Here is a 25,478-nt window from a genome sequence, read left to right as displayed (position 1 = left end):
TCCCGGAAAAGCACGGTCGTGCTTTTAAGCTCCAGGGCATGGAGCAACGACCGAAGGGCGACCGCACCAGATCGGCGATCCTGGCGGAGGCCGCGCGCCTCGCGACGGTCGACGGGCTGGACGGGCTGTCCATCGGCGGGCTCGCAACGGCGATCGGGATGAGCAAGAGCGGGCTGTACGCCCACTTCGGCTCGAAGGAAGACCTGCAGCTGGCGACGATCGCTGCAGCGCGGGAGACGTTCGTCGCCGAGGTGTTCGTGCCCGCACTTGCCGCACCGCAGGGTGTCGAGCGCCTGCGCGCGGCCTGCGAAGCGTTTCTGTCCCACATCGAGCGGCGGGTGTTTCCCGGCGGGTGCTTCTTCGCGGTCGCGGCCGCTGATGTCGGCACGAGGCCGGGTGCGCTGCGCGATGCCGTCGCCGCCAGGCAACGCGACTGGATGCAACTGCTGGAGCGGCTTGCGCACAAGGCGAGGGAGAGAGGTGAACTGGAGTCCGGCGTTCACCCGACGCAGGTCGCATTCGAGCTCGACGCGATTCTGGTGTCCGCGAGTACGACGTTCATCCTTCAGGGCGACGCGTCGGTGATCGATCGCGCTCGCGCGGCCGTCCGTCGGCTCCTGCCCGGTTAGGCAGGCGCTAGCCGAACGTGGTCTGCGCGCAGGCCGTCGGCGTGGTCAGATTCACCCCGCCGTAGACCACCTGGATCTGCGAGCAGGTGAAGAAGGCCGACTTCGTGTCGGGCCGTCCGGTGACCCAGTCGGTCGGCACCGATTCGCCGTCGGACTTGAAGCGCTCGATCGGGCCGCCGCCGAAGTAGGTGATCGAGATCTCGACATTGTTGGTGGCCCGGTACATCTTCGACAGCACGTTCTCGTGGTTGGAGCCCTTGGTCTCCCTCGGGTTGCCCGACGGCGCGCTGAACTGCGCCTCCTGATACGCGTCGCGGCTGTTGCTGCGCAGCGTGATGGTCTGCCTGGCCCACGTGTCGCCGGGGAAACCCGTTGGACCCTCGGGCGTCAGCAGATTGGCCGTGGTGTCGAAGAAGCACCTGTTCTCGGCGGGCCTGCAGTCGGCGGTCACGTGCATCTCGATCTGGGTCGCCGGGTCGACGGCGATGGACGTGACGGCCGTGTTGATCGCCGCGTCCGCACCTGGCGGGCTCACGAGTACCGCGGTAAGCAGTGCCGCCGAACCTGCCTTCGCAAGCCGATTCATCTGTGCTCCCCTCCGGTGCGGCGAATGGTAGCCCGGGGCTTATTCGTCGTAGGTGACTTCCACGGAATCCGACCGCGGCCGCGCCTGGCAACCGAGGATCAAACCTTCGTCGAGATCCGACTGCTCGAGGACGTCGTTGACGTCCATCTCGACATCACCGCTCTTCTTGAGCACCGCGCAGGCTCCGCAGTGTCCTTCACGGCAGGAGAACGGCGCATCGAGGCCCTTGTCGAGCAGTACGTCGAGCAGCTTGGCGCTACGGGGCCAGGCGATTTCGTGCTTCTCGCCGTCGAGCGTCACCAGTGCTGTGGCCGGCCCCTCATCGCTATCGTCCTCTTCGATCACCACGGCGGCGAACGGGTCGGACTCCAGCGATTTGAACACCTCGATGTGGATCCTGTCCGCGGCGGCACCCGCGTTCTTCATCGCCTCCTCCGCGGCGGCCATGAACGGTCCCGGCCCGCAGATGTAGGCGTCGTGTTCCGTGTACGGCGCGGCCAGTGCGGCAAGCGCCGCCGCGCTCGGCAGGCCCTGGACGGACTCCAGCCAGTGCACGACGGTCAGTCGGTCGGGGTACTTGGCCGCCAGGTCCCGCAGGGCCGCGCCGAAGATGACGTTCCTCTCGTCGCGATTGGCGTAGATCAGCACGATCCGGCCGCTGCCTTCGGCGAGCGCCGACTTGCAGATCGACATCATCGGCGTGATGCCGCTGCCCGCGGCCAGCAACAGGAAGTCGGTGTCCAGGTTCTTGGGCACGAAGGTGCCCGACGGCGCCAGCACGTGGATGCGCATGCCGGGGTGGGCGTTGTCGCACAGCCAGTGCGAGGCGTAGCCCCCGTCGGTGCGCTTGACGGTCACGGTCAGCGGGTCTCCGGTGTGCGGTGAGCTGCACAGCGAGTAGCAGCGTGCCACCGAGCCGGTGCGGTCGCTGGGCACACGCAAGGTGAGGAACTGGCCGGGTGCGTATTTCAACCGGTCGGCGGGGATGTGTACGCCGTCGGGCACGGTGAACACCAGCGAGCGCGCGTCGTCGGTCTCGACGACGACGTCGGCCACCTGCAGTTCCAGCACGTGGCTACCGAGCGGCTCGTCCGTCACGCGGTCGCCCTTTCTCCTCCGGTCCGGGGGTCATAACTAGAACAGGTTACAGAAATGCATGTGCGCAGGTCTAGCTGCCGCAGCAATGCGCTGCTCGACACAAATCGTAACGTGTTCTAATCTTGCTCTAGCGATCTGTCCCCTGCCCTTCGGGCGGGGTCCCCACTTCGCGAGCGCCATCGCACGGTCCGATCTCTGTTGGAGGCAAACCAGTGACGTCCATTGAACAGCGTGACGTGCAGTCGGTCCTAGCCGGCATCGACGATCTGCTGCCGCTGATCGCGAAGCGGGCACAGGCGACCGAGGATCTGCGTCGGCTGCCCGACGAGACGGTGGCCGAGCTCGCCGAGGTGGGCTTCTTCAAATTGCTCCAGCCAGAGCAGTGGGGCGGCATGCAGTGCGATCCGACGCTCTTCTACGAAGCGGTCCGGCGCATCGCCGGCGCCTGCGGATCCACCGGCTGGGTCAGCTCGATCATCGGTGTGCACAACTGGCATCTGGCGCTGTTCGATCAGCAGGCGCAGGACGAGGTGTGGGGCGATGATCCGGCCGTGCGGATCTCGTCGTCGTATGCGCCGATGGGTGCGGGGCACGTGGTCGACGGCGGTTACCTCGTCAGTGGTTCGTGGAACTGGTCGTCGGGTTGCGACCACGCGACGTGGACTTTTGTCGGCGGGCCGGTCATCAAGGACGGCAAGCCCGTCGACTTCGGCAGCTTCCTGATCCCGCGCTCCGAATACAAGATCGACGATGTCTGGCACGTCGTCGGCCTCAAAGGCACCGGAAGCAACACGTTGGTGGTCAAGGACGTCTTCGTGCCTCGGCACCGCTTCCTCTCGTACAAGTCGATGAACGACCGCACCGCGGGCGGCCTGGAGAACAACACCGCGCCGGTGTACAAAATGCCGTGGGGCACCGTCCATCCCACGACCATCTCGGCGCCGATCGTGGGCATGGCCTACGGGGCCTATGACGCTCACGTCGAGCACCAGGGCAAGCGCGTGCGTGCGGCGTTCGCCGGCGAGAAGGCCAAGGACGACCCATTCGCCAAGGTTCGCATCGCCGAGGCCGCCAGCGACATCGACGCCGCCTGGCGGCAGTTGATCGGCAACGTCGGCGATGAGTACGCACTGCTGCAGGCGGGCGAGGAAATCCCGTTCGAGCTGCGCGCCCGCGCCCGTCGCGACCAAGTCCGCGCCACCGGCCGCGCGATCGCGTCCATCGACCGGCTGTTCGAGGCATCGGGTGCCACCGCGCTCAACAACGACGCTCCCGTGCAACGGTTCTGGCGCGATGCGCACGCGGGCCGTGTGCACGCCGCCAACGACCCCGAACGCGCCTACCTGATCTTCGGCAACAACGAATTCGGGCTGCCGCCGGCGGACACGATGGTCTGATGACGTCTTTCGCCGCCGAAACCGCACAACAGCAAGAGATCACGTTCGAGTCGACCTCCCGCTATGCGCAGGTCCGCGACGATATGCGGCTGCATTACCACGAGGCGGGCGTCGGCAACGAGAAGACGGTCGTGCTCCTGCACGGTGGTGGGCCTGGTGCGTCCAGCTGGTCGAACTTCGGGCGCAACATCGGGGTGTTGGCAAAACACTTCCATGTGATCGCGGTCGACCAGCCGGGCTACGGCCACTCCGACAAGCACACCGAGCACGAGCAGTACAACCGCTACAGCGCCACCGCGCTGCTGAACCTGTTCGACCACCTCGGCATCGAAAGCGCTGAACTGGTGGGCAACTCGCTCGGCGGCGGTACCGCCGTGCGGTTCGCCTTGGACAACGGCCGACGCGCCGGGCGCCTCGTGTTGATGGGGCCAGGGGGACTGTCGGTCAACCTGTTCTCCCCGGATCCCACCGAAGGCGTCAAGCTGCTCGGCAGGTTCACCGCGGAGCCGACGCGGGAGAATATGGAGAAGTTCTTGCGCATCATGGTCTACGACCAGAATCTCGTGACGCCGGAGTTGATCGACGAGCGGTTCGAGATCGCCAGCCAGCCCGAGTCGCTGGCCGCGGCGCGGGCGATGGGAAAGTCGTTCGGAGGCGCCGATTTCGAGCTCGGCATGATGTGGCGTGAGGTCTACAAGCTGCGCCAGCGCGTGCTGCTCATCTGGGGCCGCGAGGACCGCGTCAATCCCCTCGACGGCGCTCTGGTGGCCCTCAAGCAGATTCCGAAGGTGCAGTTGCACGTCTTCGGGCAGTGTGGACACTGGGCACAGCTGGAGAAGTTCGACGAGTTCAACAAGTTGACCATCGATTTCCTTGGAGGTGGGTCGTGAGCATCAAATCGCTTGGTTACCTGCGAATCGAGGCGACCGACGTCGCGGCATGGCGCGAGTACGGCCTCAAGGTGCTCGGCATGGTCGAGGGCACCGGCGCCACTGAGGGTGCGCTCTATCTGCGGATGGACGAATTCCCCGCGCGCCTCGTCATCATCCCCGGGGACAACGACCGGCTGCTGCAATCGGGTTGGGAAACCGCCAATGCCGCTGCGCTGCAAGATATCCGCCAGCGGCTGGACGTCGAGGGCACGCCGTACAAGGAGGCCTCGGCCGCTGAGCTCGCGGAACGTCGCGTCGACGAGATGATCGCGTTCGACGACCCGTCGGGTAATACCCTCGAGGTGTTCCACGGCGTCGCCCTCGAACATCGTCGCGTCGTCAGCCCGTACGGCCACAAGTTCGTCACCGAGGAGCAGGGCCTCGGCCACGTGGTGCTGACCACGAAGGACGATGCCGAATCACTGCACTTCTATCGCGACGTGCTCGGGTTCTATCTGCGTGACTCGATGAAGCTGCCGCCGCAGCTCGTCGGACGGCCCGCCGACGGTGCCCCCGCCTGGCTGCGCTTCTTCGGCGTCAATCCGCGGCACCACAGCCTGGCCTTCATGCCAGGGTCGACACCCAGCGGAATCGTGCACCTGATGGTCGAAGTAGGTGAGGCCGACGATGTCGGGCTGTGCCTGGATCGTGCGCTGCGTCGCAAGGTGCCGATGTCGGCGACGCTTGGCCGGCACGTCAACGACAAGATGCTGTCGTTTTACATGAAGACGCCCGGTGGCTTTGACATCGAATTCGGTTGTGAGGGCTTGAAAGTCGACGATCACGACTGGGTGGCTCGGGAGAGCACCGCGGTCAGCCTCTGGGGTCACGACTTCAGCGTCGGCTTCAAGTAATAGTGTCCGCGGAACCCATTGACCCTCGCACATTCCGCAATGTGCTCGGGCAGTTCTGCACCGGCATCACGGTGATCACCACGATGCACGAAGGCGCGCCGGTCGGATTCGCGTGCCAGTCGTTCGCGGCACTGTCGCTGGAGCCGCCGCTGGTGCTGTTCTGCCCGACCAAGGTGTCACGGTCCTGGAAGGCGATCGAAGCGACGGGCAAGTTCTGCGTCAACGTGCTGCACGAGATGCAGAAGGACGTCTCGGCGCGGTTCGGATCGAAGGAGCCCCACAAGTTCGCCGGAATGGATTGGAGCCCGTCAAAGTTAGGCTCGCCGGTGATCAAGGACACGCTCGCTCACATCGACTGCACGGTGGACTCCGTGCACGACGGTGGAGACCACCTCGTGGTGTTCGGCGCGGTGCACTCGCTATCTGACGTGCCCCACAAGAAGCCGCGACCGCTGTTGTTCTACAAGGGCCAGTACACCGGGATCGAGCCCGACAAGAACACGCCTGCGCACTGGCGCGACGACCTCGAGGCATTCCTCACCACGACCACCGAGGACACCTGGCTCTAGATCGCTTCGTCGAGGAACTCGGTGATCGCAGTCGCCACCTCTCGGTGCATGGTGTCGTTGAGGATGTCGTGGCGGCCGCCGGGAAACTCCCTGAGGGTCAACGGGTCTATCTGTTCCGCATACGCCTTCACCGCGCCGACGGGCGCGATCGGGTCGGCGACACCGTGCACGGCCAGCGTCGGAACCGTCAATGTAGGCAGGTCCTTGCCGAATCGGTCCCACGCGGTGTCCAGTGCACGGGCCAGCGGCCCGCCGTCGGCGTCGATGAACGCCAGCGGGTCGTTGACCAACGCGTCGAGATAGAACGGGTCCTCGGACAGCCAGAGCGGATCCAGGTCGAACGTGCTCTCCGTGTCGAGAAGTTCGGGGATCGGCACCAGCGGAGCGCCTGAGATCACGCCGGCGCGGTAGCGGTCGGGTTGATCGAGCAGCCGCGTCAGCGTGACCACCGCGCCGAACGAATGGCCCTGGGCGAACAACGGCAGCCCCGGCCGCTCGCCCTCGGCGACCTCGGTGAGGGTGTCAGCCAGATCGGAACTGTCGGCGATGGAGCCGAAGTCGCCCCGCGGGCCGGGAGTGAGGCCGTGGCCGAACTGGTCGGTCGCCCACAGGTCGATGCCTGCGGCGTTTAGCGCGAACCCGTACCGGTGGTAGACGCCGGTGTGCTCGCCGAAGCCGTGCAGGAATATGACGACGGCGCGCGGATCCTGCGCCGCCCAATGGCGGTAGTAGGCGCGGCCTTTCGGATGATCGATGAACGGCATGGCGTTGAGTTTAGCTGTGATCCACCGCACACGGTTGGGTGACTTGAGACCTGCACTGGCCTGTGCGCGCAACGCAATTGAGCGATTCGTGCCAACCGCCAATCATTTACTGCCACCGGAATTAAACCCCTGACCTCCCTGTTTGAAGAGTCATACCGGCCAGAGAGAACGACAGGGCCGGGGCAACGGAGTTCCAACCGACACGGTTCGAGCGCCACAGAACAGAGAAAGAAGAAGGCACCAAAATGAAGAAGCTCGGATTTGCCACAGTCATCGCAAGCGGTTTGACCGCCGCCGTACTCGGCTTGGCGGGCCCGGCTCAGGCCGACATCGGCCACCGCGACTGGGTTTACGACATCCATCCCACGGCGACTGTGCCGCACGTGGACACCAGCGTGCAGCAGAGCCGCTAGCGACACAGACCAAAGGGGCACCCCCTAAGGGGTGCCCCTTTCCTATGCGTTCGCGTCGATGCCGAGCAGGATGTCACGCTGTTCTCCCACCCGCGTTCGGATGGCCTCGACTACGGCGCCGACCTCGGGCCGCCGCAGAGTTTCCGGCCGCGTGACAAGCCAATAGCTCAGCCGGACGGCCACCGATTCCGGCAACAGCCGGACCAGATCGTCGTGTCGATCGGCCATGAAGCACGGCAGCAGGCCGATGCCCGCGGCCGCTCGAGTGGCCTCGACGTGGACGAAGACATTGGTGGACGTGACCGATTCGCGCATTGTCGGAGCAAAGCTCGCCGCCAGGTCGAGGTCGTCGACCTGAAGCATCGAATCGATGAAATAGACGAGCGGGTAGTGAATCAGATCGTCGATGCTCGTCGGTGAACCGTGTTCGCTGAGGTACTCCCGCGCGCCGTACAAGCCCAGGCAGTAGTCGCCGAGGCGGATCGCCTCCGCGCGATGCACCTGCGGTTCGCCGACAACCACTTCGATGTCCAGGCCGGAACGCTGCTGCGTGGCACGCCGGGTGGCCGCGACGATCTCCACGGCGACCTTCGGATGCCTGCGCTGCACCTGTGCGGCGGCCGGTGCGGCGATGTAGGCGCTGAAACCGTCCGTCGCCGAGATGCGCACCACGCCTTCCAATCCCCGCGAGCCCTCCGAGTCCGTGGTGAGCGAGCGCACCGCGGACTCCACCGCCTCCGCGGCCGCGAGCGCCTCGCGACCCAGATCGGTCAGCTCCCAACCGCCCGGGACGCGGGCCAGCACCCGGCCGCCGATCGACTCCTCGAGTGCGGCGATGCGTCGTGAAATCGTGGTGTGGTTGAGGCCGAGTTCCTCGGCGGCCGTGTTGTAGCGGCCGGACCGACCGACGGCCAGCAACACGAGGAGGTCGTCGGCGCTCGGCCTGCGACCCGACGAAGCGGTCATACCTGCATTTTTGCAGATAACTCCTGCAATTTTGGCCATTGCGGGCGGAGGTACCTGCAGGAATACTCACAGACATCTGTGTTCGGCGTCACACACAAAGGAGTCTCGAATGAGCGAGCCTGGCGCGGCGGTCCCGACCGGACTCAAACGCGTTGTCGTCGCCTCGATGGCGGGCACCGTCGTCGAGTGGTACGAGTTCTTCCTGTACGGGACGGCGGCCACGCTGGTCTTCAACAAGGTGTTCTTTCCGGCGAGTGACAGCGCCTACGGCGCCATCTTCGCTGCCTTCCTCACCTATGCGGTCGGCTTCGTCGCCCGTCCGCTCGGCGGCGTGGTGTTCGGGCACTTCGGCGACAAGTTCGGCCGCAAGAAGCTTCTGCAGTTCGCGATCCTGCTCGTCGGTGTCGTCACGTTCCTGATGGGCTGCCTGCCGACCTACGCCCAGATCGGCGTCTGGGCGCCGGTGCTGCTTGTGGTTCTGCGTTTCCTACAGGGCTTCGCGGTCGGTGGTGAGTGGGGCGGCGCGGTGCTGCTGGTGGCGGAACACAGCCCGAACAAGAGCCGTGCCTTCTGGGCCAGTTGGCCACAGGCGGCGGTTCCTGTCGGCAACATGCTCGCCACCGTCGTGCTGTGGGTACTCACCGCGACGCTGTCGGACGAAGACTTCCTGTCCTGGGGTTGGCGGATCGCCTTCTGGCTGTCTGCCGTTGTGGTGCTGGTCGGCTATTACGTGCGGACGAAGGTCACCGATGCGCCGATTTTCGTTGAGGCGCAAAAGGAAGTCGAGCGGGTCAAGGCCGTCTCCTACGGGGTGGTCGAGGTACTCAAGCGGTATCCGCGCGGGGTGTTCACCGCGATGGGTCTGCGGTTCGCCGAGAACGTCATGTACTACCTCGTCGTGATCGTGTCCATCACGTATCTCAAGGTGCACGTCGGTGTGGACACCAACGCGATCCTGCGCTACATGCTCGTCGCGCACGCCGTGCACTTCGCCGTCATTCCACTGGTCGGCAGGCTGGCCGACCGGGTAGGTCGCAGGCCCGTCTACGCCGTCGGCACGGTGCTCGCGGCGACGTGGGGCTTCTTCGCGTTCCCGATGATGGACAGCGCGAACTATCTGCTCATCATCGCCGCCATCGTCATCGGGCTGATGATCCACGCGCTGATGTACGCGCCGCAGCCGGCGATCATGGCCGAGATGTTCCCCACCCGGATGCGGTATTCCGGTGTGTCCCTTGGCTATCAGGTCACCTCGATCGTGGCGGGTTCCGCGGCACCCGCCATCTCGGTGAAGCTGCTGGAGACCTTCGACTCCTGGGTGCCGATCGCGATCTACCTGGCGATCTCCGCGGCGATCACCCTCGTCGCGGTGTACTACCTGCGAGAGACGAGGGGGCTCGACCTGGAAACCGTCGACGAGGCCGACCGTGATGATCTCGCCAGGGCCGGGGTCGTATGACGGCACTCGAGAGGCGAACGGCCCTCGTCACCGGTGGCGCGAGCGGCATCGGCGCGGCATGTGCGCGCGAACTGGCCTCACGGGGCGCCGTTGTCACCGTCGCTGATCTCGACGGCGTCGCAGCGAAGACGGTCGCCAAGGAGATCGGCGGAAAGTCTTGGGTGGTGGACCTTTCCGATGTCGGAGCACTGGAGGAGTTGCGGCTGGAGACCGACATCCTCGTCAACAACGCGGGTGTCCAACATGTCAGCCCGATCGTCGACTTCCCGCCCGAACGCTTCCGCTTCATCCAGACGCTGATGGTGGAAGCGCCCTTCCTGCTGATCCGGGCCGCATTGCCGCACATGTACGACAACGGATTCGGGCGCATCGTCAACATCTCGTCGGTGCACGGCCTTCGCGCATCGGAGTACAAGATCGCCTACGTCACCGCCAAGCATGCTCTGGAGGGATTGTCCAAAGTGACCGCCCTCGAAGGTGGGCCTCACGGTGTGACGAGCAACTGCGTGAACCCCGGGTATGTGCGAACACCGCTGGTGACCAAGCAGATCGCCGATCAGGCCCGCACGCACGGTATTTCGGACGAGCAGGTGGTCTCCGACGTTCTGTTGAAGGAGGGTGCGATCAAACGCCTGCTCGAACCGGAGGAGGTCGCCGATCTCGTCGGCTGGCTGACGTCGCCTGCCGCAGGCATGGTCACGGGTGCGTCCTACAGCATGGACGGCGGCTGGAGCGCACGCTGACCCTGCAGTATCACCGCTGCGTGCGCGACTATTTCTGCCGTTCTGTCGGTCGGTCAGAGTGGCGAAAGGGTAGCCGTTGCTCCGCTTGCGGTAGTGAAGCTGACGCCGTCTGCCGTCCAATTCCCGTTGCTGGGGGCTCGCCATTGGCCGGTGGCCGGGTCGAAGCGGTAGAAAGTGCCACCCTTCGGGTCATCGACGACATCCATGGAGAAGCAGTCCGGCCCGCAGTTGTAGGCAACCAGCTCAGTCAGACACTGACCGGAAGCCACACAGAGCTTGTGCATGCCCTCTGGTACCGGAGGTGTAGCGGCACTGGCATTGGGGGCCAACGCGAAGGCAGCAGCACTGGCCGCTGCAATGGGGATGAGGAGTTTCATATTTTCTTCCTGTCGAACCGAGCTATCTGTCGGGGCACGCTGCCCCAAACAAGTGCCTTCAGCGGATTTTAAATCGAAAACCGAGCCAGCAAATGTGTTAATAGACAATAGGCTGGGTGATTGTTGCATGCGCAACGATTGGACGGTGGCGCCGAGTCAGCCGACGAACTCTCCGATGCGTGCCAACGCTTCCTCGATATCGCCTGGCGGGCCCGCGAACGACAGCCGCACGTATGAGCCGCCGCGCTGGGGATCGAAGTCGATCCCTGGCGCGATCGCGACGCCGGTTTCGGCCAACAGCTTCGAGCAGAAGGACAGTGAATCGCCGGTCAGATGTGACACGTCGGCATAGACGTAGAACGCGCCGTCGGTGGGCGCGAGCCGGTCGATTCCGATCTTCGGCAGTCCGTCGAGCAGGAGTTCGCGGTTTGCGGCGTAGTGGTGCAGCAGCGCGTCGGACTCGGCGATCGACTCGGGTGTGAACGCGGCGACCGCTGCGGTCTGCGACAGCACCGGAGGGCAGATGGTGAAGTTTCCGGTGAGGCAGTCGACGGCGCGCTGGAGCTCTTGGGGTACGAGCAGCCAGCCCAGCCGCCAGCCCGTCATCGCGAAATACTTCGAAAAGCTGTTGGCCACAACGGCTTCACGCGACGTCTCCCACGCGCAGCTGGTTTCGGGAGCACCCTCGTAGACCAGGCCGTGGTACACCTCGTCGCTGATCAGGCGAACACCGGTGTCCACGCACCACGACGCGATCGCCGCCAGCTCGCGGGGCGGGATCACCGTGCCGGTCGGGTTGGCCGGGCTCGCGACGATCACCCCCTTCACGGGTGGATCCAACTCGGCCAGCATCTGCGCGGTCGGCTGAAATCTCGTCTCAGGCCCGCATGGGATCTCGACGACCTCACAACCGAGCGCGGACAGAATATTTCGGTAGCACGGGTAGCCGGGGCTCGCGATCGCGACGCGGTCGCGTGCGTCGAAGCACGCGAGGAACGCCAGTAGGAACCCGCCCGACGAGCCGGTGGTGACGACCACGTCGGTGGGGTCGACGACAAGTCCATGCCGCAGTCGATAGGCCTCCGCGATCGCGGTCCGCAGTTCGGGGATGCCGAGGGCGACCGTGTAGCCCAGGACGGTGCTCTCGAGTGCTTCGATCGCCTTCGCCCGCACCGCCGAAGGGGCGCCCGCGCTCGGCTGACCTGCCGACAGGTTCACCAGGTCGCCGTGCGTGCGCTGCCGTTGCGCGGCGGCCAACCACACGTCCATCACGTAGAACGGCGGGATGCCTGCGCGCAGCGAAACGCTCACTCAGCCAGGCTAAAGCACTTCGGATTCGAGCCTGCGCAGATGCTCTCTCGGTGGGCCGAGCAACTGGGCGCTGCCGTGCGCGCGCTTGAAGTACAGCTGGATGTCGTGCTCCCAGGTGATCGCGATACCGCCGTGGATCTGCACAGCCTCCGCGGCGACCTTCGAGAACGCGTCGCTGGCCGAGAACCGCGCCAGCGCGGCCGAGGTCGCCGACGGCTCGGCGACGGCCTCATTGACCACCGCGCGCGCCGACTGCACGGCGACGTAGAGGTCGGCCATCCGGTGTTTGAGGGCCTGGAAGCTGCCGATCGGGCGGCCGAACTGAACGCGGTCCTTGGCGTATTCGACGGTCAGGTCGAGGCACCTCGAAGCGGCGCCGACCTGCTCGGCCGCCACCAGGATCGCGGCGATGTCGGCAAGGCCGGGGTCCGAGCCGATGTCCGCCGTGCCTGCGGGCTCCAATCGCGCCAACGGCCGCGTGGGGTCCATGGTGCCGACGGGTGTGGCGGTGAACGTGGTCCAGCGGGTCAGCGTCGCACCGTCGGTCGCGACGACGACATCGGCGATCGCGCCGTTGATCACGAAGCCCGGGTCGAAGACCACGGTTCCGATCGCCGCGCCCTCGGCCAACTTCTCGATCGCATCGTTGTCGGGCTCGTCGGCGGCGAGCAACGCGAGCTCAGCCAGCGTCGTGCCGAGCAGCGGTGTCGGCGCGAGCGTCCTGCCCAGCTCCTCGAGGACGACGGCCGCGTCGGCGAGCTCACCGCCCGCGCCGCCCAGCTCCTCGGGCACGACCAGTGCGGCGGCTCCGACCTGCTCGCACAGCAGCTTCCACAGCGACTCGTCGTAGCCGCTCTGCGATTCGATGGTCTTGCGCACCGACGCGGGCGAGGCGTGTTTCTCGGCCAGCGCGGCGACGGTTTCACGCAGCAGCTCTCGTTCCTCGCTCATCTACAAGGCCTCCAATACCCGGCGTCGGTGCCATGTCGGGTCGCCCCAGGCCGACCGCAACGCCTGTACCCGCAGCAGAAGCAGCGACAGATCGTGCTCCTGCGTGAAACCGATCGCGCCGTGGGTCTGCAGCGACGAGCGGGCCGAGAGCAGCGCGGCGTCCGCGGCGGCCACCAGCGCGGCGCTCACGTCGCGTGCGGTGTCGTCCGATCCTTCCGCCAGCGACAACGCCGCGCCGTAGATCAGCGGCCTGGCCAACTCGACCGCGATGTACACATCGGCCAACTTGTGTTTGATCGCCTGGTAGGACCCGATGGTGCGGCCGAACTGGCTGCGCTGCTTGGCGTAGGCGACCGAGCCATCGAGCATGGCCTGACCCGCGCCGACCAGCTGCGCGGCATTGGCGAGCACGCCGTACTCGAAAGCCTTTGCGGTGTCGACGCTTCGAGCTTCGCCGGTGGCGGCCACGTCGAAGAGCTTTCTGGCCGGGTCGACGGATTCGTGCGGCTCGCCCACACTGCCGTCGCGAACCTCGCCCTCAACCGCGACCAGGATCACGCCTGCGGAATCGGCGTCGACCGCGCGAGGCACGTGCGGGGGCACGGCGACGGTCGCGGTCAGCTCACCGGAGGCGAGCGCACCGCAGCGTTCGTCGTCTGCAAGCAGAATCGGTGCCACCGCGATGGACTCGGTGAGCGGCCCGGGGACCCCCCAGTATCCGAGCCGTTCGGCTGCGACGACGAGGTCGACGGGGTGAGCGTCGACGCCGTCGTAGCGCTCGGGCACCAATAGCGCCGTCACGCCCAGATCGGTCAGCGTCGACCAGACCTTGCGGCCGGGTGCGGTGTCGCCCTCCGCCCAGGCGCGCACCGCAGCGGGCACCGCCGCAGCGCCGAGCGCGGCGTCGATGCTGGCCGCGAAGTCGCGCTGCTGTTCGTCGAGATCGAACTTCACTTGGTCCCCTTGGGCTCGCGGGGCAGGCCGAGAAGCCGCTCGGCGATGATGTTGCGCTGAATCTCGTTGGTGCCTGCGTAGATCGGGCCGCCGAGCGCGAACAGCAGCCCTTCGGTCCACGCATCCGCGAGCTCGCCGTCCGCCCCACGCAAGTCCAGCGCGGTCTGATGCAGCGCGACGTCGAGATCGGACCAGAACACCTTGGTGATCGACGACTCGGCGCCGAGCTCACCTCCCGCGGCCAGCCGCGTGACGGTCCCGAACGTGTGCAACCGGTACGCCTGCGCCTTGATCCACGCGTCGGCGACCCGATCGGTGAACACCGGATCCGGGTTTGCCTTCCAGAGTTCGACGAGTCGCTCGGCGGGTGCGAGGAAACGCGCCGGGCTGCGGAGCGACATTCCGCGCTCGTTGCTCGACGTGCTCATCGCGGCGCGCCAGCCGTCGTGTACCTGCCCGATCACGTCGTGATCGGGAACGAAGACGTCGTCGAGGAAGATCTCGCCGAAGCCGGTGTCGCCGCCGAGCTGCGCGATCGGGCGCACCGTTACGCCGTCGGCGTCGAGGTCGAACATGAAGTAGGTGAGCCCCTTGTGCCGCTCGGCCTCGGGATCGGACCGGAACAGCCCGAAGGCCCTGTCGCCGAACGGCGCCCGCGAACTCCAGATTTTCTGGCCGTTGAGTTTCCAGCCGCCCTCGGTCCTGGTCGCGGTGGAGCGCAGCGATGCCAAATCGCTGCCCGACTCCGGCTCCGACCACGCCTGCGCCCAGATCTCCTCGCCGCTGGCCATCTTCGGGAGCACGCGGTCGAGTTGTTCCTCGGTGCCGTGGGCGAACAGCGTCGGCGCGAGCATCGACGTCCCGTTGGCGCTGGCGCGCCCCGGTGCACCGGCGCGGAAGTACTCCTCCTCGTACACCACCCACTGCAGCAGCGTGGCGTCGCGGCCGCCGTAGCGCTTCGGCCACGCGATAACCGACAGGCCGGCGTCGAAAAGCACTTTGTCCCATGCCCGATGCTGTTCGAAGCCCTCAGCGGTGTCGTAGGACTTGGTGGGGAAGTGCTCGGAGTTGGCGGCAAGGAAGTCCCGGACCTCGGCCCTGAACTCCTCCGTCTCGCTTTCGAAGGCGAGGTCCATCAGATCCTCTCTCGCAATTGTGGTTTGACGACTTTGCCTCCTGGGTTGCGCGGCAGCACGTCCAGAAACTCCACGGATTGCGGTGTCTTGAATTTCGCCAGATGTTCGCGCGTGTAGGCGATCACGGTGTCCTCGTCCAGCGATGCGCCCGGTCTGACCACGACGAAGGCCTTGCCCACCTCGCCGAGCCGCTCGTCGGGCACGCCGATCACCGCCGACTCCGCCACACCGTCGAGGCGGGCGATCACCTGCTCGACTTCCGCCGGGTAGACGTTGAAGCCGCCGCTGATGTACATGTCCTTCAGCCGGTCGGTGATCGTCAGGTTGCCCGCCGCGTCGACGCGGCCGATGTCGCCGGTGTGCAGCCAACCGTCGGAATCGATTGCCGCCGCAGTGGCTTCGGGGTCGTCGAGATAGCCGACCATCACGTTGGGCCCCCGGAGCAGCACCTCACCGGACCCGTCCTCGGCGGGATTGTCGATGCGCAGCTCGAAGTCGGCGATCGGCCGGCCGCACGTGGTGGCGACGGTGACCGCGTCGTCGTCGGCGCGGCACATGGTGCCGAAGCCGCTCGCCTCCGTCAGTCCGTATGCGGTCAGCACAATGTCGATGTCCAGCTCCGACTGCATGCGTTCGATCAGCACCACCGGGATCGTCGCCGCGCCGGTGACCGCGAAGCGAAGCGAGGTGAGGTCGTAGTCCCCGCGCCTGGGATGGTCCAGGAGCACCTGGTAGATCGTCGGCGGGCCGGGCAGCACCGTGATGCGATGGTCCTGCACGGCCTGCATGGCCTTTTCCGGGTCGAACGTCAGCTGCGGGATCAGTGTCGCGCCGGTCTGCAGACAGGCCAGGATGCCGGCCTTGTAGCCGAAGTTGTGGAAGAAGGGATTGATGCACAGGTAGCGGTCGGCGCTGGTGAGCTGACCGCAGGCGGCCCATGCGGCGGGGGCATCGAGCGACTGACGGTGCCTGCACAACGCGCCCTTGCTGCGGCCGGTGGTTCCGGAGGTGAACAGGATGTCCGACACGTCGTCGGGTTTCACGGCCGCCGACCGCCCATCCACTTCGTCGAGCGTCCCTTGCCTACGCCCTCGCCCGACGAACTCCTCCCAGGTGCCGTCATCGGTGTCGATGGGAACCCGCACGATGTGGCGCAGGTCCGGCAGGGCGCCGCGGTCGAGTTCGGCGGTCCTGTCGGCGCCGAGGAACTCACCGGCGGCGATCAGCAGCGGCGCCCCCGTGCGGGCCAGGATGTCGGATGCCTCGCTCGCGGTGTATCGGGTGTTCAGCGGGACCATCACGCCGCCTGCGCAGTGGGTGGCCAGGCACGCCACGACCCAGTGCCAGGTGTTCGGCGACCAGATAGCGACGCGGTCCCCTGCGTTGATTCCCAGATCGATCATGGCCGCGGCGGCGTCGCGGACCTCGGCGCGAAGATCGGCGAAGGTGAGCCGCCGATCCTCGGTGATCAGGGCGTCGTGGTCGGCGAATCGGTCGGCAATCTGGTCCAGGACCTGCGGAATGGTCCTCGAATCGTCCCCTACCGTCCGGGTGTGGGCCCAGCCCATTGACGCTCCTCTGACAAAGCAAGTGCTTGGTAGGTTAGCCTACAGGGGTGATAGAGGTCGAGGAGTTCCGGGCCGAGGTCCGCGACTGGCTCGCCGACAACCTCGTCGGGGAATTCGCCGCGATCAAGGGCCTTGGTGGACCGGGCAACGACAACGTGGCGTTCGAAGAGCGGCTGGCGTGGAACAAGCACCTGTCGGCCGCCGGCTACACGTGCCTCGGCTGGCCGGAGGAGCACGGCGGGCGGGGATTGTCGGTCGCCCACCGCGTCGCGTTCTACGAGGAATACGCAATCGCCAACGCCCCGGCGAAGGTCAACCACTTCGGTGAGGAACTGCTGGGGCCGACGCTGATCGCGTTCGGCACCGAGGAGCAGAAGAAGCGGTTCCTGCCCAAGATCCTCGATGTCACCGAGCTGTGGTGTCAGGGCTATTCAGAGCCAGGTGCGGGCAGCGACCTGGCCAACGTCTCCACCACCGCCGAACTCGACGGCGACCACTGGGTGATCAACGGGCAGAAGGTGTGGACTTCGCTTGCGCACTGGGCACAGTGGTGCTTCGTCGTCGCCCGCAGCGAGAAGGGCTCCAAGCGTCATGCGGGCCTGTCGTATCTCCTTGTGCCGCTTGATCAGCCGGGGGTCGAGGTCCGCCCGATCGTCCAATTGACCGGCGACTCGGAGTTCAACGAGGTCTTCTTCGACGACGCCCGCACCGAAGCCGACCTGGTCGTCGGAGAGCCGGGTGACGGATGGCGGGTCGCCATGGGCACGCTGATGTTCGAGCGCGGGGTCTCCACGCTTGGGCAGCAGATCGAATACGCCCGCGAGCTTTCTGCCGTCGCCGACCTCGCAAAGCGAAACGGCGCGGCAGACGACCCGTTGATCCGCGAGCGGCTGACCCGCTCGTGGGTGGGGCTGCGCACGATGCGGTCCTACGCGCTGGCGACCATGGATGTGGAGCAGCCGGGTCAGGACAACGTCTCGAAGTTGTTGTGGGCCAACTGGCATCGTGAACTCGGCGACATTGCGATGGATGTCGCCGGGCACGACGGGCTGACGCTGACTGACGGCGAATTCGACGAATTCCAGCGGCTGTACCTGTTCTCCCGCGCCGACACCATTTACGGCGGGTCGAACGAGATCCAGCGCAACATCATCGCCGAACGCGTGCTCGGCCTTCCACGTGAGGCGAAGGGCTGATGAGCGCTCGCGCGAAGAGGAGAAAGACATGAGTCTCACTCAAGTGCCGAAAGAGATTGACGGTCACGGACTGCTGACCGGCAAGGTCGTCGTCGTCACCGCGGCTGCGGGCACCGGCATCGGATCGGCGGTTGCCCGCCGCGCGCTGGCCGAAGGCGCCGACGTCGTCGTCTCCGACCACCACGAGCGGCGCCTGGGGGAGACAAGGGACCAGCTCGCGGAGCTCGGGTTCGGGCGTGTGGAGAGCGTTGTCTGCGACGTGACGTCCACCGCGCAGGTCGACGCGCTCATCTCGTCGACGACAGCCAGGATGGGCAGGCTCGACGTGCTCGTCAACAACGCGGGGCTCGGCGGCCAGACCCCGGTGATCGACATGACCGACGAGGAGTGGGACCGCGTCTTCAACGTCACGCTGACGTCGGTGATGCGGGCGACCCGTGCTGCCCTGCGATATTTCCGGGAGGCAGACCACGGCGGCGTGATCGTCAACAACGCCAGCGTGTTGGGTTGGCGCGCACAGCATTCGCAGTCGCACTACGCCGCCGCGAAAGCGGGTGTCATGGCGCTGACCCGCTGCAGCGCCATCGAAGCCGTCGAGCACGGCGTGCGGATCAATGCGGTGTCGCCCAGCATCGCGCGCCACAAGTTCCTGGAGAAGACGAGTTCGTCGGATCTCCTCGACCGGCTCTCAGAAGGTGAGGCCTTCGGCCGTGCCGCCGAGCCGTGGGAGGTCGCGGCCACGATCGCGTTCCTTGCCAGCGACTACTCCAGTTATCTGACCGGAGAAGTGATCTCGGTGTCGAGCCAGCGCGCATGAGTCAGCAGTCGGCGAGCCGACGCGACGAGCTTCTGGAGCTCGCCGCGTCGATGTTCGCCGAGCGCGGCCTGCGGGCGACGACGGTGCGAGACATCGCGGATTCCGCGGGAATACTCTCGGGCAGCCTGTACCACCATTTCAAGAGCAAAGAGCAGATGGTCGAGGAAGTCCTGCGCGATTTCCTCGACTGGCTGTTCGGCCGCTACCAGGAGATAATCGACACCGAAGCGGACCCGCTCGAGCGGTTGAAGGGGCTGTTCATGGCGTCGTTCGAAGCCATCGAGCATCGGCACGCCCAGGTCGTCATCTACCAGGACGAGGCCAAACGGCTCTCGGCGCTTCCGCAGTTCGACTTCGTCGAAGCACGCAACAAAGAGCAACGCAAGATGTGGGTGGACGTGCTCAACCAAGGCGTCGAGGACGGCTGCTTGCGCCCGGATCTCGACGTCGATCTGGTCTACCGGTTCATTCGCGACACCACTTGGGTTTCGGTCCGGTGGTATCACCCCGGTGGACCGTTGACGGCCGAACAAGTCGGCCGGCAATACCTAGCCGTAGTCCTTGGCGGCATCACCAAAGAAGGAGCCTGACATGCCTGAGGCATACGTAGTCGAAGCAGTACGCACCGCGGTCGGCAAGCGAAACGGATCACTGGCAGGCGTGCACCCCGTGGATCTCGGCGCCGCAGCGTGGCGCGGCCTGTTCGACCGGGTCGACGTCGATCCCGGCGCGGTCGACGATGTGATCGCCGGCTGCGTCGACGCGATCGGCCCGCAGGCGGGCAATATCGCCAGACTGTCTTGGCTCGCCGCTGGGTTTCCGGAGGAAGTGCCGGGCGTCACCGTCGACCGGCAGTGCGGCTCCAGCCAACAGGCCATTTCCTTTGGCGCACAGGCGATCATGTCCGGTACCGCCGATCTCATCGTGGCCGGCGGCATGCAGAACATGAGCCAGATTCCGATCTCGTCCGCGATGGCCGTCGCCGAGCAGTTCGGGTTCACCTCGCCGACGAACGAGTCCAAGAGCTGGCTGCACCGCTATGGCGATCAGGAGATATCCCAGTTTCGCGGTGCGGAGCTGATCGCGGAGAAGTGGAACATCTCGCGCGAGGAGATGGAGGTGTTCGCGTTGGGCAGCCACCAGCGTGCGCAGGAGGCGATCCGCGCCGGACACTTCGAGAACGAGATCCTTCCGGTGGACGGCTTCGTCATCGATGAGGGCCCGCGCGACACCTCGCTGGAGAAGATGGCCGGCCTGAAGCCGCTCACCGAAGGTGGCCGATTGACTGCCGCGATGGCCAGCCAGATCTCCGACGGCGCAAGTGCCGTGCTGCTCGCGTCCGAGCAGGCCGTCAAGGACCACAATCTGAAGCCGCGGGCGCGCATCCACCACATCAGCGCGCGAGGTGCTGACCCGGTCTTCATGCTCACCGGACCGATACCCGCTACCCGGTATGCCCTGGACAAAACGGGCCTGTCCATCGAGGACATCGACACCGTCGAGATCAACGAGGCGTTCGCGCCGGTGGTGCTGTCCTGGCTCAAGGAAACCAAGGCGGATCCGGAGAAGGTCAACCCGAACGGCGGTGCGATCGCCCTTGGTCATCCGCTCGGCGCAACCGGCGCGAAGCTGTTCGCCACCATGCTCAACACACTCGAGCGGACGGGCGGCCGCTACGGTCTGCAGACCATGTGCGAAGGCGGAGGGACTGCCAACGTCACGATCATCGAGCGGCTCTAAAGCGCTAGCGCCAGCCCGCCGAGCGCGATGATCCAACTCGCGAAGCTGCCGACGAGAAAGTACTCGGTGACGGCGTCGATACCTATGTTCCCGTTCTCGCGTGCCTTTGCGGCGTTGATCTCGGGGAACCGGATGACGCTCTTCGCGGCGACGACGGCGGTGGCCGCGGCGAGCTGACCGGCCAGGCCGAGCCCGAGGATCAGGATTCGCTCCATCGGACCGAGCAGGCGCCCGCCCTTCAGCCGATCCGAGGGCTGCGGTTGGCCTTCCGGTTTCACTGCGCCGACCGAGCCGAGCACCAACCGCACCAGCTGGTTTCCGGTGATGATCTGCAGTAGCACCACACCGACGACCATCAGAACCCTGTCCGGGCCCATATCGCCGATGCCGGGGAGGTCGACCCACTGCGCCCACCGCGCGACAAGGCCGTCGACCTCAGAACCCCAGCCGGACAACATGATCAGCGCCGCGAGCGCGAGACCGAAGATCATCAGCGGTGCGCTCTGGTGGTCACCGGATCGATCCGAGCGGGCGCCGAGCACAACCCAGCCGACACCCGCGCCGGCCACGATCACCAGAAGCGGGAGGTCTCCGAGATGCCAGAGCCCGGCCAGCGCCGCGCAGGCCACCACCACGACGGGCACCGTCGTCGGCGCGATCCAGGCAGCGCGGGTGACGCGCCGTACCGCGTCGGCGATGCCGATCGCGATGAGCAGTACGGCGACGGCGCTCACGGCACGCTCCTCAGGTACTCCGAGGCCGACACGATCAGGTCGAGACCGTCGCGACCGGCGCGTTGGGACACCGCTGACGGACTGATGCCTTCCGTCGCGGCGATGTCCTTCTTGGTCCGGTTGTTCAACAGTGCCTTCACAATCCGTGTCGATCGGTCGTCCATCGATCCAAGCAGGTGGTCCCGACAAAGCAGGGCGGCGTTGATCGCGTCGACGTCGGTCCTGGCGTCCCCGGTCGCGCGAAAAGACGTTCGCACCAGCGCAAAGCCGGGTTGGCGCTGAGTCGACGCCGTCCACTCGATGGCTTCGCGGGCGGCCCACCAACCGGGGCCGTCCTGGATGCCCGCGGTCTCATCGAGCATGGTCACCTCTCCCCAGCCGAGCCCGAACCGCACATCGATCTCCGGAGCGACGGCCAACCGCAGAGACAGCGCCGCATCGATAGCGAGGCCGACGCTCGGATATGCGCCCTGGAATTCATCTCCGACTGTGAAGGCGGGCGGGTCGACCGCGGTGTCGGCGACGTCATGCAACGCCTGGTTCAGCAGTCGGTGGACACCGGCGCGATCCGCAACGGACCGCGAGCCGACGACGTCGCCGATGAGGGTAGCCCGCGATGAAGCGTCAGACTTCACCTGATCCATATGAAGATATTAGCTTCATAATTTAACTATGAAGCTCACAACTTCATCACGGATGTCGTCTCAGCTAACCGAAACGCGCCGTTACGCGAATTGCGGGCTCTGCGCGTCTGCTCGACGCGCACACAGGTGCCCACCTATTCGGCGACCAGACTCCCGGCGGCCCTGAGGTGTTTGATCGCATCGGCGACGATGGAGTCGACCAGTTCCGCGCACGACGGTAGGTCGTCGAGGATGCCGGCAACCTGGCCCGACGCCAGTACACCGGCGTCGGTATTGCCTTCGACGAGGCCCGCCTTCAACAGCATCGGTGTGTTTGCCGCCATCACGACTTGCGACCAGGTGAATTCCTTGCCGTGTCGCATCTCCATGCCGTCGCTGATCATCGACCGCCACGTCATCTGCGACATCTTCTTGAACTTCTGCGCGTTGCGCACCGCTGCGCCGAATCCGCGCAGCCGGGAGCCGCTTTCGAGCTTCTCCACGAGCCCGGTGCGCAGTACCCGGTGCGGCATGCCGTCGACGCGTGTCGACACCACCGTTCCGTCGAGGCCCGCCTCCAGGTACCGGCGTTTGACGGTATCGGGCACCGTGGAGTCTGACGTCAACAGAAAGCGTGTTCCCATCGCGACACCCGCGGCGCCGTAGGACAACGCCGCCGCAAGGCCCCGACCGTCGAAGAAGCCGCCCGCGGCCACCACCGGGATGTCGACGGCGTCGAGCACCGAAGGCAGAAGCAGCGTAGTGGCGATCGGGCCGGTGTGGCCACCGCCTTCACCGCCCTGCACGATCACCGCGTCAGCCCCCCAGCCCGCTACCTTCTTCGCGTGTTTCGCCAATCCGACCGACGGGATCACAACGACGCCTGCTTCTTTGAGCTTCGTGATCAGATCCGGCTTCGGCGCCAAGGCAAACGATGCCACCCTCACGCCCTCGCGGATCAACAGGTCGACACGATCGACGGCATCGCCCGCATCGGCCCGGATGTTGATGCCGAACGGTTTGTCCGTCGCCGACTTGACCTTGGTGACCGCCGTCTGCAGCTCCTCGAGCGTCATCGTCGCCGAAGCGAGAATGCCCAGGCCGCCCGCGTTGGACGTCGCCGCCACCAACCGGGCGCCCGCCACCCAGCCCATACCGGTCTGGACAACCGGATGCTCGATACCGATCAGCTCGGTCAGCGGCGTGCGAAGGCGGGTCATGAGCGGATTTCCTTGTCCCGCAGCGACTTGGGGTCGATAATCTCGCGGATCAGCTTCAGCTCCTCGGCGGTAGCGAGCCGCGTTTCCTCCGCTTCGTCGAGGCCGTGCACCTCGAACGAGGTGTTCTCGCGGACCTGCTCGGCGTCGATTCCGGGATGCAGCGACACCGCGCGCATGGTGTGGTCCGGGCCGTTGAAGTCGAACACGCCGAGATTGGACACCACCCGGTAGACGTTGACGAACCGGTAGGCGAGATTGTCGGGATCGACTTTGTCCCAGCCGATCCCGGACACCACATCGACATCGGAGCAGAACACCCGCTTGGAGTGGTTGCCCACCCAGTAGCTCGTCGCATGGTTGATCGTGTTGCCCGGCGCTCCTCGCACGCCGAACATCTGCCGGGTCGGGTGCTGCAACGGTCCGAATGCCGACAGGTTCTGGTTACCGAACCGGTCGACCTGGTTCGCGCCCATCACGACGTGGCGGCGTCCCCACGTGAGCGTCTCGAAGACGCGCCCGAACGGCATCCACCCTTCGATCGCGCCCGTCGCGCCGAGCGCCGGGGTGTCGGCGAGCAACCGGGCCTCGCCGTCGGTGAGCAGGATGTCGGGGGAGAACGTCAGGCGGGCCAGCCGCGCGCCGATCGAAACCATGTTCGCCATCGGGCTGACCATGATCTCGCCCGTGTCGCGGAACAGCTCGGCGCAGGCGACGGCGCACACCTCTGCGCGGGATACGGAGATCACTTGGAGGCCTCCTGAGCTTGTTTGAACTCCCGTACGGCGGCCTGGTAGTCGGCTTCGCTGCCCGACAGGTAGGTGGCGACGAAATCCTGCCACTTCTCGCCGGATGCCGCGGCCTCGGCGTAGTGGCGCTGAAAGCGCTCGTCGCGCCTGTAGTCGGGTTCGGCCGTCGTGAAATGGGCCCCGTTGGGCGCCTCGACGACGCTGTCCACCATCATTCGGTTGATCAAAAGCGCCTGCGGCGGAACAGATTTGACCAGTTCCTCGGTCGACACCACCCGCTCGACCGACAGGTACCGCCTCTGCGCGGCCATCAGGTAGAGATCGTCGAAGTAGGGGTCGATACCGGTGTAGGCAGCGTTTCCCTGCTGATCGCCGATGTTGAGGTGCACGAATGCGGCGTCGAGTTTCAGCGCGGGCATGGCGACGAGTTCTTCGTAGCCGCCGTCGGTCGGATAGGGGGACCGCACGGTTTTCAGCTCGTCGCCCCAGAACGTGCGCACGTCGCTGCCGAGGCCCGCGCGGATGGGCAGGAACGGAAGTCGCTGTGCGGCAGCCTGCAAGCCGCACCGCAGCATGCCCTCGTCCATTTCACGCGATTCGATTGCGCCGGTGGTGCGGGCCTTGGAGAACCACGGGTCGTAGAACGGCGGCGAGTCCAGTGATACGAACCCGTAGTAGACCCGCTTGACCTTGCCCGCCGAACACAGCAGCCCGATGTCGGGGCCGCCGTAGGTCACCACGGTGAGGTCGGTGACATCGGTTCGCAGCAGCGCACGCACGAACGCCATCGGCTTGCGCCGCGAGCCCCAGCCGCCGATGCCGACGGTCATACCGCTTTCGATCGAGGCGACGGCCTCGTCGAGACTCGTTCTCTTGTCGCTCACTTGGTTCTCTTTTCCGTTCCGGCGAACGCGTCGCGATGCTCGTCGGACACGCCGGAGAGGTTGAGCTCGAACGTGAAACCCTGCTCCATGCGGTAGGAGGAGTTCACCTTCTGCACGTCGATGAGGTTCAGCGCTTCCTTGGCTGCGCGGATGACCCTGGTGTCCTTCGAGGCGATGTCTCTGGCCACACGCAGCGCCGCTTCGTCGAGGTCTGCGCGCGGAACCACCTCGTGGACGGATCCGAAGTGATGCAGGGTTGCGGCGTCGACGGTGGCTGCGGTGAAGAACAGTCGACGCATCATGTGCTGTGGCACGAGCCTCGACAGGTGCGTGGCTGCGCCGAGCGCGCCACGCTCCACCTCTGGCAGGCCGAACGTCGCGTCGTCGGAGGCGACGATCACGTCGGCGTTGCCGACAAGTCCGATGCCGCCGCCGACGCAGAATCCGTTGACCGCCGCCACGACCGGAACCGCGCACTCGTACACCGCGCGAAACGCCTCGAAGCATCCGCGGTTGGCGTCTATCAGCGCGGAGAAGCCCTCGGTCTTCTGCATCTCCTTGATGTCGACGCCCGCGTTGAACCCCCGGCCCTCGGCTCGCAGGATCACCACATGCGTGGACTGGTCGCGGCCCCTCGCCGTGATGGCGTCGGCGAGTTCGAACCATCCGCGAGAGGGGATGGCGTTGACGGGCGGATAGTCGACGGTGACCGAGACGATGCCCGGTTCGACCGACTTGGTATTGATCGTCATCGATGCTCCTGCTGGGGGCCGGCTACCTAAGCAAGCACTTGCTTGGTACGCTAGCACAG

General features: G+C 66.0%; 28 protein-coding genes. 12 read left to right on the top strand and 16 right to left on the bottom strand.

What is annotated here, in order from left to right; translation table 11 throughout:
- The first annotated feature begins 38 nt into the window (after positions 1-38).
- Positions 39-629: a TetR/AcrR family transcriptional regulator gene (locus C6A82_RS23940; RefSeq protein WP_105342577.1), complete on the top strand. Its 591-nt coding sequence runs from the start codon at positions 39-41 to the stop codon at positions 627-629.
- A 7-nt stretch (positions 630-636) separates the two neighbouring features.
- Here C6A82_RS23940 and C6A82_RS23935 read toward each other — a convergent pair whose 3' ends face one another.
- Together C6A82_RS23935 and C6A82_RS23930 are read right to left on the bottom strand one after the other, a co-directional pair.
- The gene (locus tag C6A82_RS23935; RefSeq protein ID WP_105342579.1) at positions 637-1,215 is read right to left on the bottom strand and encodes a hypothetical protein; all 579 of its coding nucleotides are present in this window, start codon (positions 1,213-1,215) and stop codon (positions 637-639) included.
- Between the two features lie 39 nt (positions 1,216-1,254).
- Positions 1,255-2,313, bottom strand: coding sequence for a ferredoxin--NADP reductase (locus tag C6A82_RS23930; RefSeq protein WP_311101513.1), 1,059 nt, complete (start codon positions 2,311-2,313; stop codon positions 1,255-1,257).
- Between the two features lie 212 nt (positions 2,314-2,525).
- On the opposite strand from C6A82_RS23930, the gene hsaA reads away from it, so the two are divergent.
- Genes hsaA through hsaB form a run of 4 tightly spaced genes read left to right on the top strand, consistent with a single transcriptional unit; the run spans position 2,526 to position 6,065 of the window.
- Positions 2,526-3,710 (top strand): 3-hydroxy-9,10-secoandrosta-1,3,5(10)-triene-9,17-dione monooxygenase oxygenase subunit, encoded by a 1,185-nt coding sequence (gene hsaA, locus C6A82_RS23925; protein ID WP_105341322.1) that lies wholly within the window; start codon positions 2,526-2,528, stop codon positions 3,708-3,710.
- Positions 3,710-4,600: a 4,5:9,10-diseco-3-hydroxy-5,9,17-trioxoandrosta-1(10),2-diene-4-oate hydrolase gene (gene hsaD, locus C6A82_RS23920; protein ID WP_311101512.1), complete on the top strand. Its 891-nt coding sequence runs from the start codon at positions 3,710-3,712 to the stop codon at positions 4,598-4,600. The genes hsaA and hsaD overlap by 1 nt, the downstream gene beginning before the upstream one ends.
- Positions 4,597-5,496 (top strand): iron-dependent extradiol dioxygenase HsaC, encoded by a 900-nt coding sequence (hsaC, locus tag C6A82_RS23915; RefSeq protein ID WP_105341758.1) that lies wholly within the window; start codon positions 4,597-4,599, stop codon positions 5,494-5,496. Before hsaD ends, hsaC begins: the two co-directional genes overlap by 4 nt.
- Positions 5,497-5,498: 2 nt before the next feature.
- Entirely contained in the window at positions 5,499-6,065 is a 567-nt protein-coding gene (gene hsaB / locus C6A82_RS23910) for a 3-hydroxy-9,10-secoandrosta-1,3,5(10)-triene-9,17-dione monooxygenase reductase subunit (RefSeq protein WP_105341756.1), read from the top strand.
- On the opposite strand, the gene C6A82_RS23905 is transcribed toward hsaB, so the two are convergent.
- Positions 6,062-6,829: an alpha/beta fold hydrolase gene (locus tag C6A82_RS23905; RefSeq protein WP_105341763.1), complete on the bottom strand. Its 768-nt coding sequence runs from the start codon at positions 6,827-6,829 to the stop codon at positions 6,062-6,064. The genes hsaB and C6A82_RS23905 overlap by 4 nt on opposite strands.
- A gap of 245 nt (positions 6,830-7,074) precedes the next feature.
- Between C6A82_RS23905 and C6A82_RS23900 the strand changes: the two genes are divergently transcribed.
- A complete protein-coding gene (locus C6A82_RS23900) occupies positions 7,075-7,242 on the top strand; it encodes a hypothetical protein (RefSeq protein ID WP_199193582.1) in 168 nt (55 codons plus the stop codon).
- Between the two features lie 42 nt (positions 7,243-7,284).
- On the opposite strand, the gene C6A82_RS23895 is transcribed toward C6A82_RS23900, so the two are convergent.
- The gene (locus C6A82_RS23895; RefSeq protein WP_199193581.1) at positions 7,285-8,247 is read right to left on the bottom strand and encodes a LysR family transcriptional regulator; all 963 of its coding nucleotides are present in this window, start codon (positions 8,245-8,247) and stop codon (positions 7,285-7,287) included.
- 70 nt (positions 8,248-8,317) lie between these two features.
- Between C6A82_RS23895 and C6A82_RS23890 the strand changes: the two genes are divergently transcribed.
- Both C6A82_RS23890 and C6A82_RS23885 read left to right on the top strand, forming a co-directional pair.
- On the top strand, positions 8,318-9,667 hold the full coding sequence (locus tag C6A82_RS23890; protein WP_311101511.1) for an MFS transporter: 1,350 nt from the start codon (positions 8,318-8,320) through the stop codon (positions 9,665-9,667).
- Positions 9,664-10,410 carry a 3-hydroxybutyrate dehydrogenase gene (locus C6A82_RS23885; RefSeq protein ID WP_105342312.1) on the top strand — a complete coding sequence of 249 codons (747 nt, stop codon included), beginning with the start codon at positions 9,664-9,666 and terminating at the stop codon, positions 10,408-10,410. Before C6A82_RS23890 ends, C6A82_RS23885 begins: the two co-directional genes overlap by 4 nt.
- Before the next feature lie 53 nt (positions 10,411-10,463).
- Here C6A82_RS23885 and C6A82_RS23880 read toward each other — a convergent pair whose 3' ends face one another.
- The 6 genes from C6A82_RS23880 to fadD3 are packed head-to-tail and all read right to left on the bottom strand — an operon-like array spanning position 10,464 to position 16,707.
- Positions 10,464-10,916, bottom strand: coding sequence for a hypothetical protein (locus C6A82_RS23880; protein ID WP_142405869.1), 453 nt, complete (start codon positions 10,914-10,916; stop codon positions 10,464-10,466).
- A gap of 27 nt (positions 10,917-10,943) precedes the next feature.
- Positions 10,944-12,056: a pyridoxal phosphate-dependent aminotransferase gene (locus tag C6A82_RS23875; RefSeq protein ID WP_396836837.1), complete on the bottom strand. Its 1,113-nt coding sequence runs from the start codon at positions 12,054-12,056 to the stop codon at positions 10,944-10,946.
- Positions 12,057-12,107: 51 nt separating this feature from the next.
- On the bottom strand, positions 12,108-13,049 hold the full coding sequence (locus C6A82_RS23870) for an acyl-CoA dehydrogenase family protein (RefSeq protein WP_105342315.1): 942 nt from the start codon (positions 13,047-13,049) through the stop codon (positions 12,108-12,110).
- Complete coding sequence (locus C6A82_RS23865; protein WP_105342317.1) at positions 13,050-14,003, bottom strand: acyl-CoA dehydrogenase; 954 nt, start codon at positions 14,001-14,003, stop codon at positions 13,050-13,052.
- Positions 14,000-15,139, bottom strand: coding sequence for an acyl-CoA dehydrogenase family protein (locus tag C6A82_RS23860; RefSeq protein WP_105342319.1), 1,140 nt, complete (start codon positions 15,137-15,139; stop codon positions 14,000-14,002). Before C6A82_RS23860 ends, C6A82_RS23865 begins: the two co-directional genes overlap by 4 nt.
- Positions 15,139-16,707: a 3-((3aS,4S,7aS)-7a-methyl-1,5-dioxo-octahydro-1H-inden-4-yl)propanoate--CoA ligase FadD3 gene (fadD3, locus tag C6A82_RS23855; RefSeq protein ID WP_311101510.1), complete on the bottom strand. Its 1,569-nt coding sequence runs from the start codon at positions 16,705-16,707 to the stop codon at positions 15,139-15,141. The genes C6A82_RS23860 and fadD3 overlap by 1 nt, the downstream gene beginning before the upstream one ends.
- Positions 16,708-16,754: 47 nt before the next feature.
- Between fadD3 and ipdE1 the strand changes: the two genes are divergently transcribed.
- Genes ipdE1 through fadA6 form a run of 4 tightly spaced genes read left to right on the top strand, consistent with a single transcriptional unit; the run spans position 16,755 to position 20,460 of the window.
- On the top strand, positions 16,755-17,903 hold the full coding sequence (ipdE1, locus tag C6A82_RS23850) for an acyl-CoA dehydrogenase IpdE1 (RefSeq protein WP_105341596.1): 1,149 nt from the start codon (positions 16,755-16,757) through the stop codon (positions 17,901-17,903).
- 28 nt (positions 17,904-17,931) lie between these two features.
- Positions 17,932-18,720, top strand: coding sequence for a (5R,7aS)-5-hydroxy-7a-methyl-1-oxo-2,3,5,6,7,7a-hexahydro-1H-indene-carboxyl-CoA reductase (gene ipdF, locus C6A82_RS23845; RefSeq protein ID WP_105341598.1), 789 nt, complete (start codon positions 17,932-17,934; stop codon positions 18,718-18,720).
- Positions 18,717-19,310 carry a TetR family transcriptional regulator KstR2 gene (kstR2, locus tag C6A82_RS23840; RefSeq protein WP_105341594.1) on the top strand — a complete coding sequence of 198 codons (594 nt, stop codon included), beginning with the start codon at positions 18,717-18,719 and terminating at the stop codon, positions 19,308-19,310. The genes ipdF and kstR2 overlap by 4 nt, the downstream gene beginning before the upstream one ends.
- Before the next feature lies 1 nt (position 19,311).
- Positions 19,312-20,460 carry a steroid 3-ketoacyl-CoA thiolase FadA6 gene (fadA6, locus tag C6A82_RS23835; RefSeq protein ID WP_311101509.1) on the top strand — a complete coding sequence of 383 codons (1,149 nt, stop codon included), beginning with the start codon at positions 19,312-19,314 and terminating at the stop codon, positions 20,458-20,460.
- Here fadA6 and C6A82_RS23830 read toward each other — a convergent pair.
- The 6 genes from C6A82_RS23830 to echA20 form a co-directional block, all read right to left on the bottom strand.
- Positions 20,457-21,194 (bottom strand): hypothetical protein, encoded by a 738-nt coding sequence (locus C6A82_RS23830; protein ID WP_105342964.1) that lies wholly within the window; start codon positions 21,192-21,194, stop codon positions 20,457-20,459. The two genes, fadA6 and C6A82_RS23830, sit on opposite strands and share 4 nt — an antisense overlap.
- Positions 21,191-21,838: a SatD family protein gene (locus C6A82_RS23825; protein ID WP_105342966.1), complete on the bottom strand. Its 648-nt coding sequence runs from the start codon at positions 21,836-21,838 to the stop codon at positions 21,191-21,193. Before C6A82_RS23825 ends, C6A82_RS23830 begins: the two co-directional genes overlap by 4 nt.
- 134 nt (positions 21,839-21,972) lie before the next feature.
- On the bottom strand, positions 21,973-23,037 hold the full coding sequence (gene ipdC / locus C6A82_RS23820; protein ID WP_105342968.1) for a (3aS,4S,5R,7aS)-5-hydroxy-7a-methyl-1-oxo-octahydro-1H-indene-4-carboxyl-CoA dehydrogenase: 1,065 nt from the start codon (positions 23,035-23,037) through the stop codon (positions 21,973-21,975).
- Positions 23,034-23,783 (bottom strand): cholesterol ring-cleaving hydrolase subunit IpdB, encoded by a 750-nt coding sequence (gene ipdB / locus C6A82_RS23815; protein WP_105342970.1) that lies wholly within the window; start codon positions 23,781-23,783, stop codon positions 23,034-23,036. Before ipdB ends, ipdC begins: the two co-directional genes overlap by 4 nt.
- On the bottom strand, positions 23,780-24,667 hold the full coding sequence (ipdA, locus tag C6A82_RS23810; RefSeq protein WP_105342972.1) for a cholesterol ring-cleaving hydrolase subunit IpdA: 888 nt from the start codon (positions 24,665-24,667) through the stop codon (positions 23,780-23,782). The genes ipdB and ipdA overlap by 4 nt, the downstream gene beginning before the upstream one ends.
- The gene (echA20, locus tag C6A82_RS23805; RefSeq protein ID WP_105342974.1) at positions 24,664-25,419 is read right to left on the bottom strand and encodes a (7aS)-7a-methyl-1,5-dioxo-2,3,5,6,7,7a-hexahydro-1H-indene-carboxyl-CoA hydrolase; all 756 of its coding nucleotides are present in this window, start codon (positions 25,417-25,419) and stop codon (positions 24,664-24,666) included. The genes ipdA and echA20 overlap by 4 nt, the downstream gene beginning before the upstream one ends.
- Positions 25,420-25,478: the final 59 nt, after the last annotated feature.

This window comes from Mycobacterium sp. ITM-2016-00318, assembly GCF_002968285.2.
Lineage (GTDB): Bacteria > Actinomycetota > Actinomycetes > Mycobacteriales > Mycobacteriaceae > Mycobacterium.
This window is presented reverse-complemented; position numbering and strand designations above follow the sequence as displayed.

Bases quoted from the DNA above. Each gene is read 5' to 3' on its own strand.
- C6A82_RS23940 (WP_105342577.1), top strand. From the start codon at position 39: ATGGAGCAACGACCGAAGGGCGACCGCACCAGATCGGCGATCCTGGCG.
- C6A82_RS23935 (WP_105342579.1), bottom strand. From the start codon at position 1,215: ATGAATCGGCTTGCGAAGGCAGGTTCGGCGGCACTGCTTACCGCGGTA.
- hsaD (WP_311101512.1), top strand. From the start codon at position 3,710: ATGACGTCTTTCGCCGCCGAAACCGCACAACAGCAAGAGATCACGTTC.
- C6A82_RS23905 (WP_105341763.1), bottom strand. From the start codon at position 6,829: ATGCCGTTCATCGATCATCCGAAAGGCCGCGCCTACTACCGCCATTGG.
- C6A82_RS23900 (WP_199193582.1), top strand. From the start codon at position 7,075: ATGAAGAAGCTCGGATTTGCCACAGTCATCGCAAGCGGTTTGACCGCC.
- C6A82_RS23895 (WP_199193581.1), bottom strand. From the start codon at position 8,247: ATGGCCAAAATTGCAGGAGTTATCTGCAAAAATGCAGGTATGACCGCT.
- C6A82_RS23890 (WP_311101511.1), top strand. From the start codon at position 8,318: ATGAGCGAGCCTGGCGCGGCGGTCCCGACCGGACTCAAACGCGTTGTC.
- C6A82_RS23885 (WP_105342312.1), top strand. From the start codon at position 9,664: ATGACGGCACTCGAGAGGCGAACGGCCCTCGTCACCGGTGGCGCGAGC.
- C6A82_RS23880 (WP_142405869.1), bottom strand. From the start codon at position 10,916: ATGCAACAATCACCCAGCCTATTGTCTATTAACACATTTGCTGGCTCG.
- C6A82_RS23875 (WP_396836837.1), bottom strand. From the start codon at position 12,056: ATGGACGTGTGGTTGGCCGCCGCGCAACGGCAGCGCACGCACGGCGAC.
- C6A82_RS23870 (WP_105342315.1), bottom strand. From the start codon at position 13,049: ATGAGCGAGGAACGAGAGCTGCTGCGTGAAACCGTCGCCGCGCTGGCC.
- C6A82_RS23860 (WP_105342319.1), bottom strand. From the start codon at position 15,139: ATGGACCTCGCCTTCGAAAGCGAGACGGAGGAGTTCAGGGCCGAGGTC.
- fadD3 (WP_311101510.1), bottom strand. From the start codon at position 16,707: ATGGGCTGGGCCCACACCCGGACGGTAGGGGACGATTCGAGGACCATT.
- ipdF (WP_105341598.1), top strand. From the start codon at position 17,932: ATGAGTCTCACTCAAGTGCCGAAAGAGATTGACGGTCACGGACTGCTG.
- kstR2 (WP_105341594.1), top strand. From the start codon at position 18,717: ATGAGTCAGCAGTCGGCGAGCCGACGCGACGAGCTTCTGGAGCTCGCC.
- fadA6 (WP_311101509.1), top strand. From the start codon at position 19,312: ATGCCTGAGGCATACGTAGTCGAAGCAGTACGCACCGCGGTCGGCAAG.
- C6A82_RS23825 (WP_105342966.1), bottom strand. From the start codon at position 21,838: ATGGATCAGGTGAAGTCTGACGCTTCATCGCGGGCTACCCTCATCGGC.
- ipdC (WP_105342968.1), bottom strand. From the start codon at position 23,037: ATGACCCGCCTTCGCACGCCGCTGACCGAGCTGATCGGTATCGAGCAT.
- echA20 (WP_105342974.1), bottom strand. From the start codon at position 25,419: ATGACGATCAATACCAAGTCGGTCGAACCGGGCATCGTCTCGGTCACC.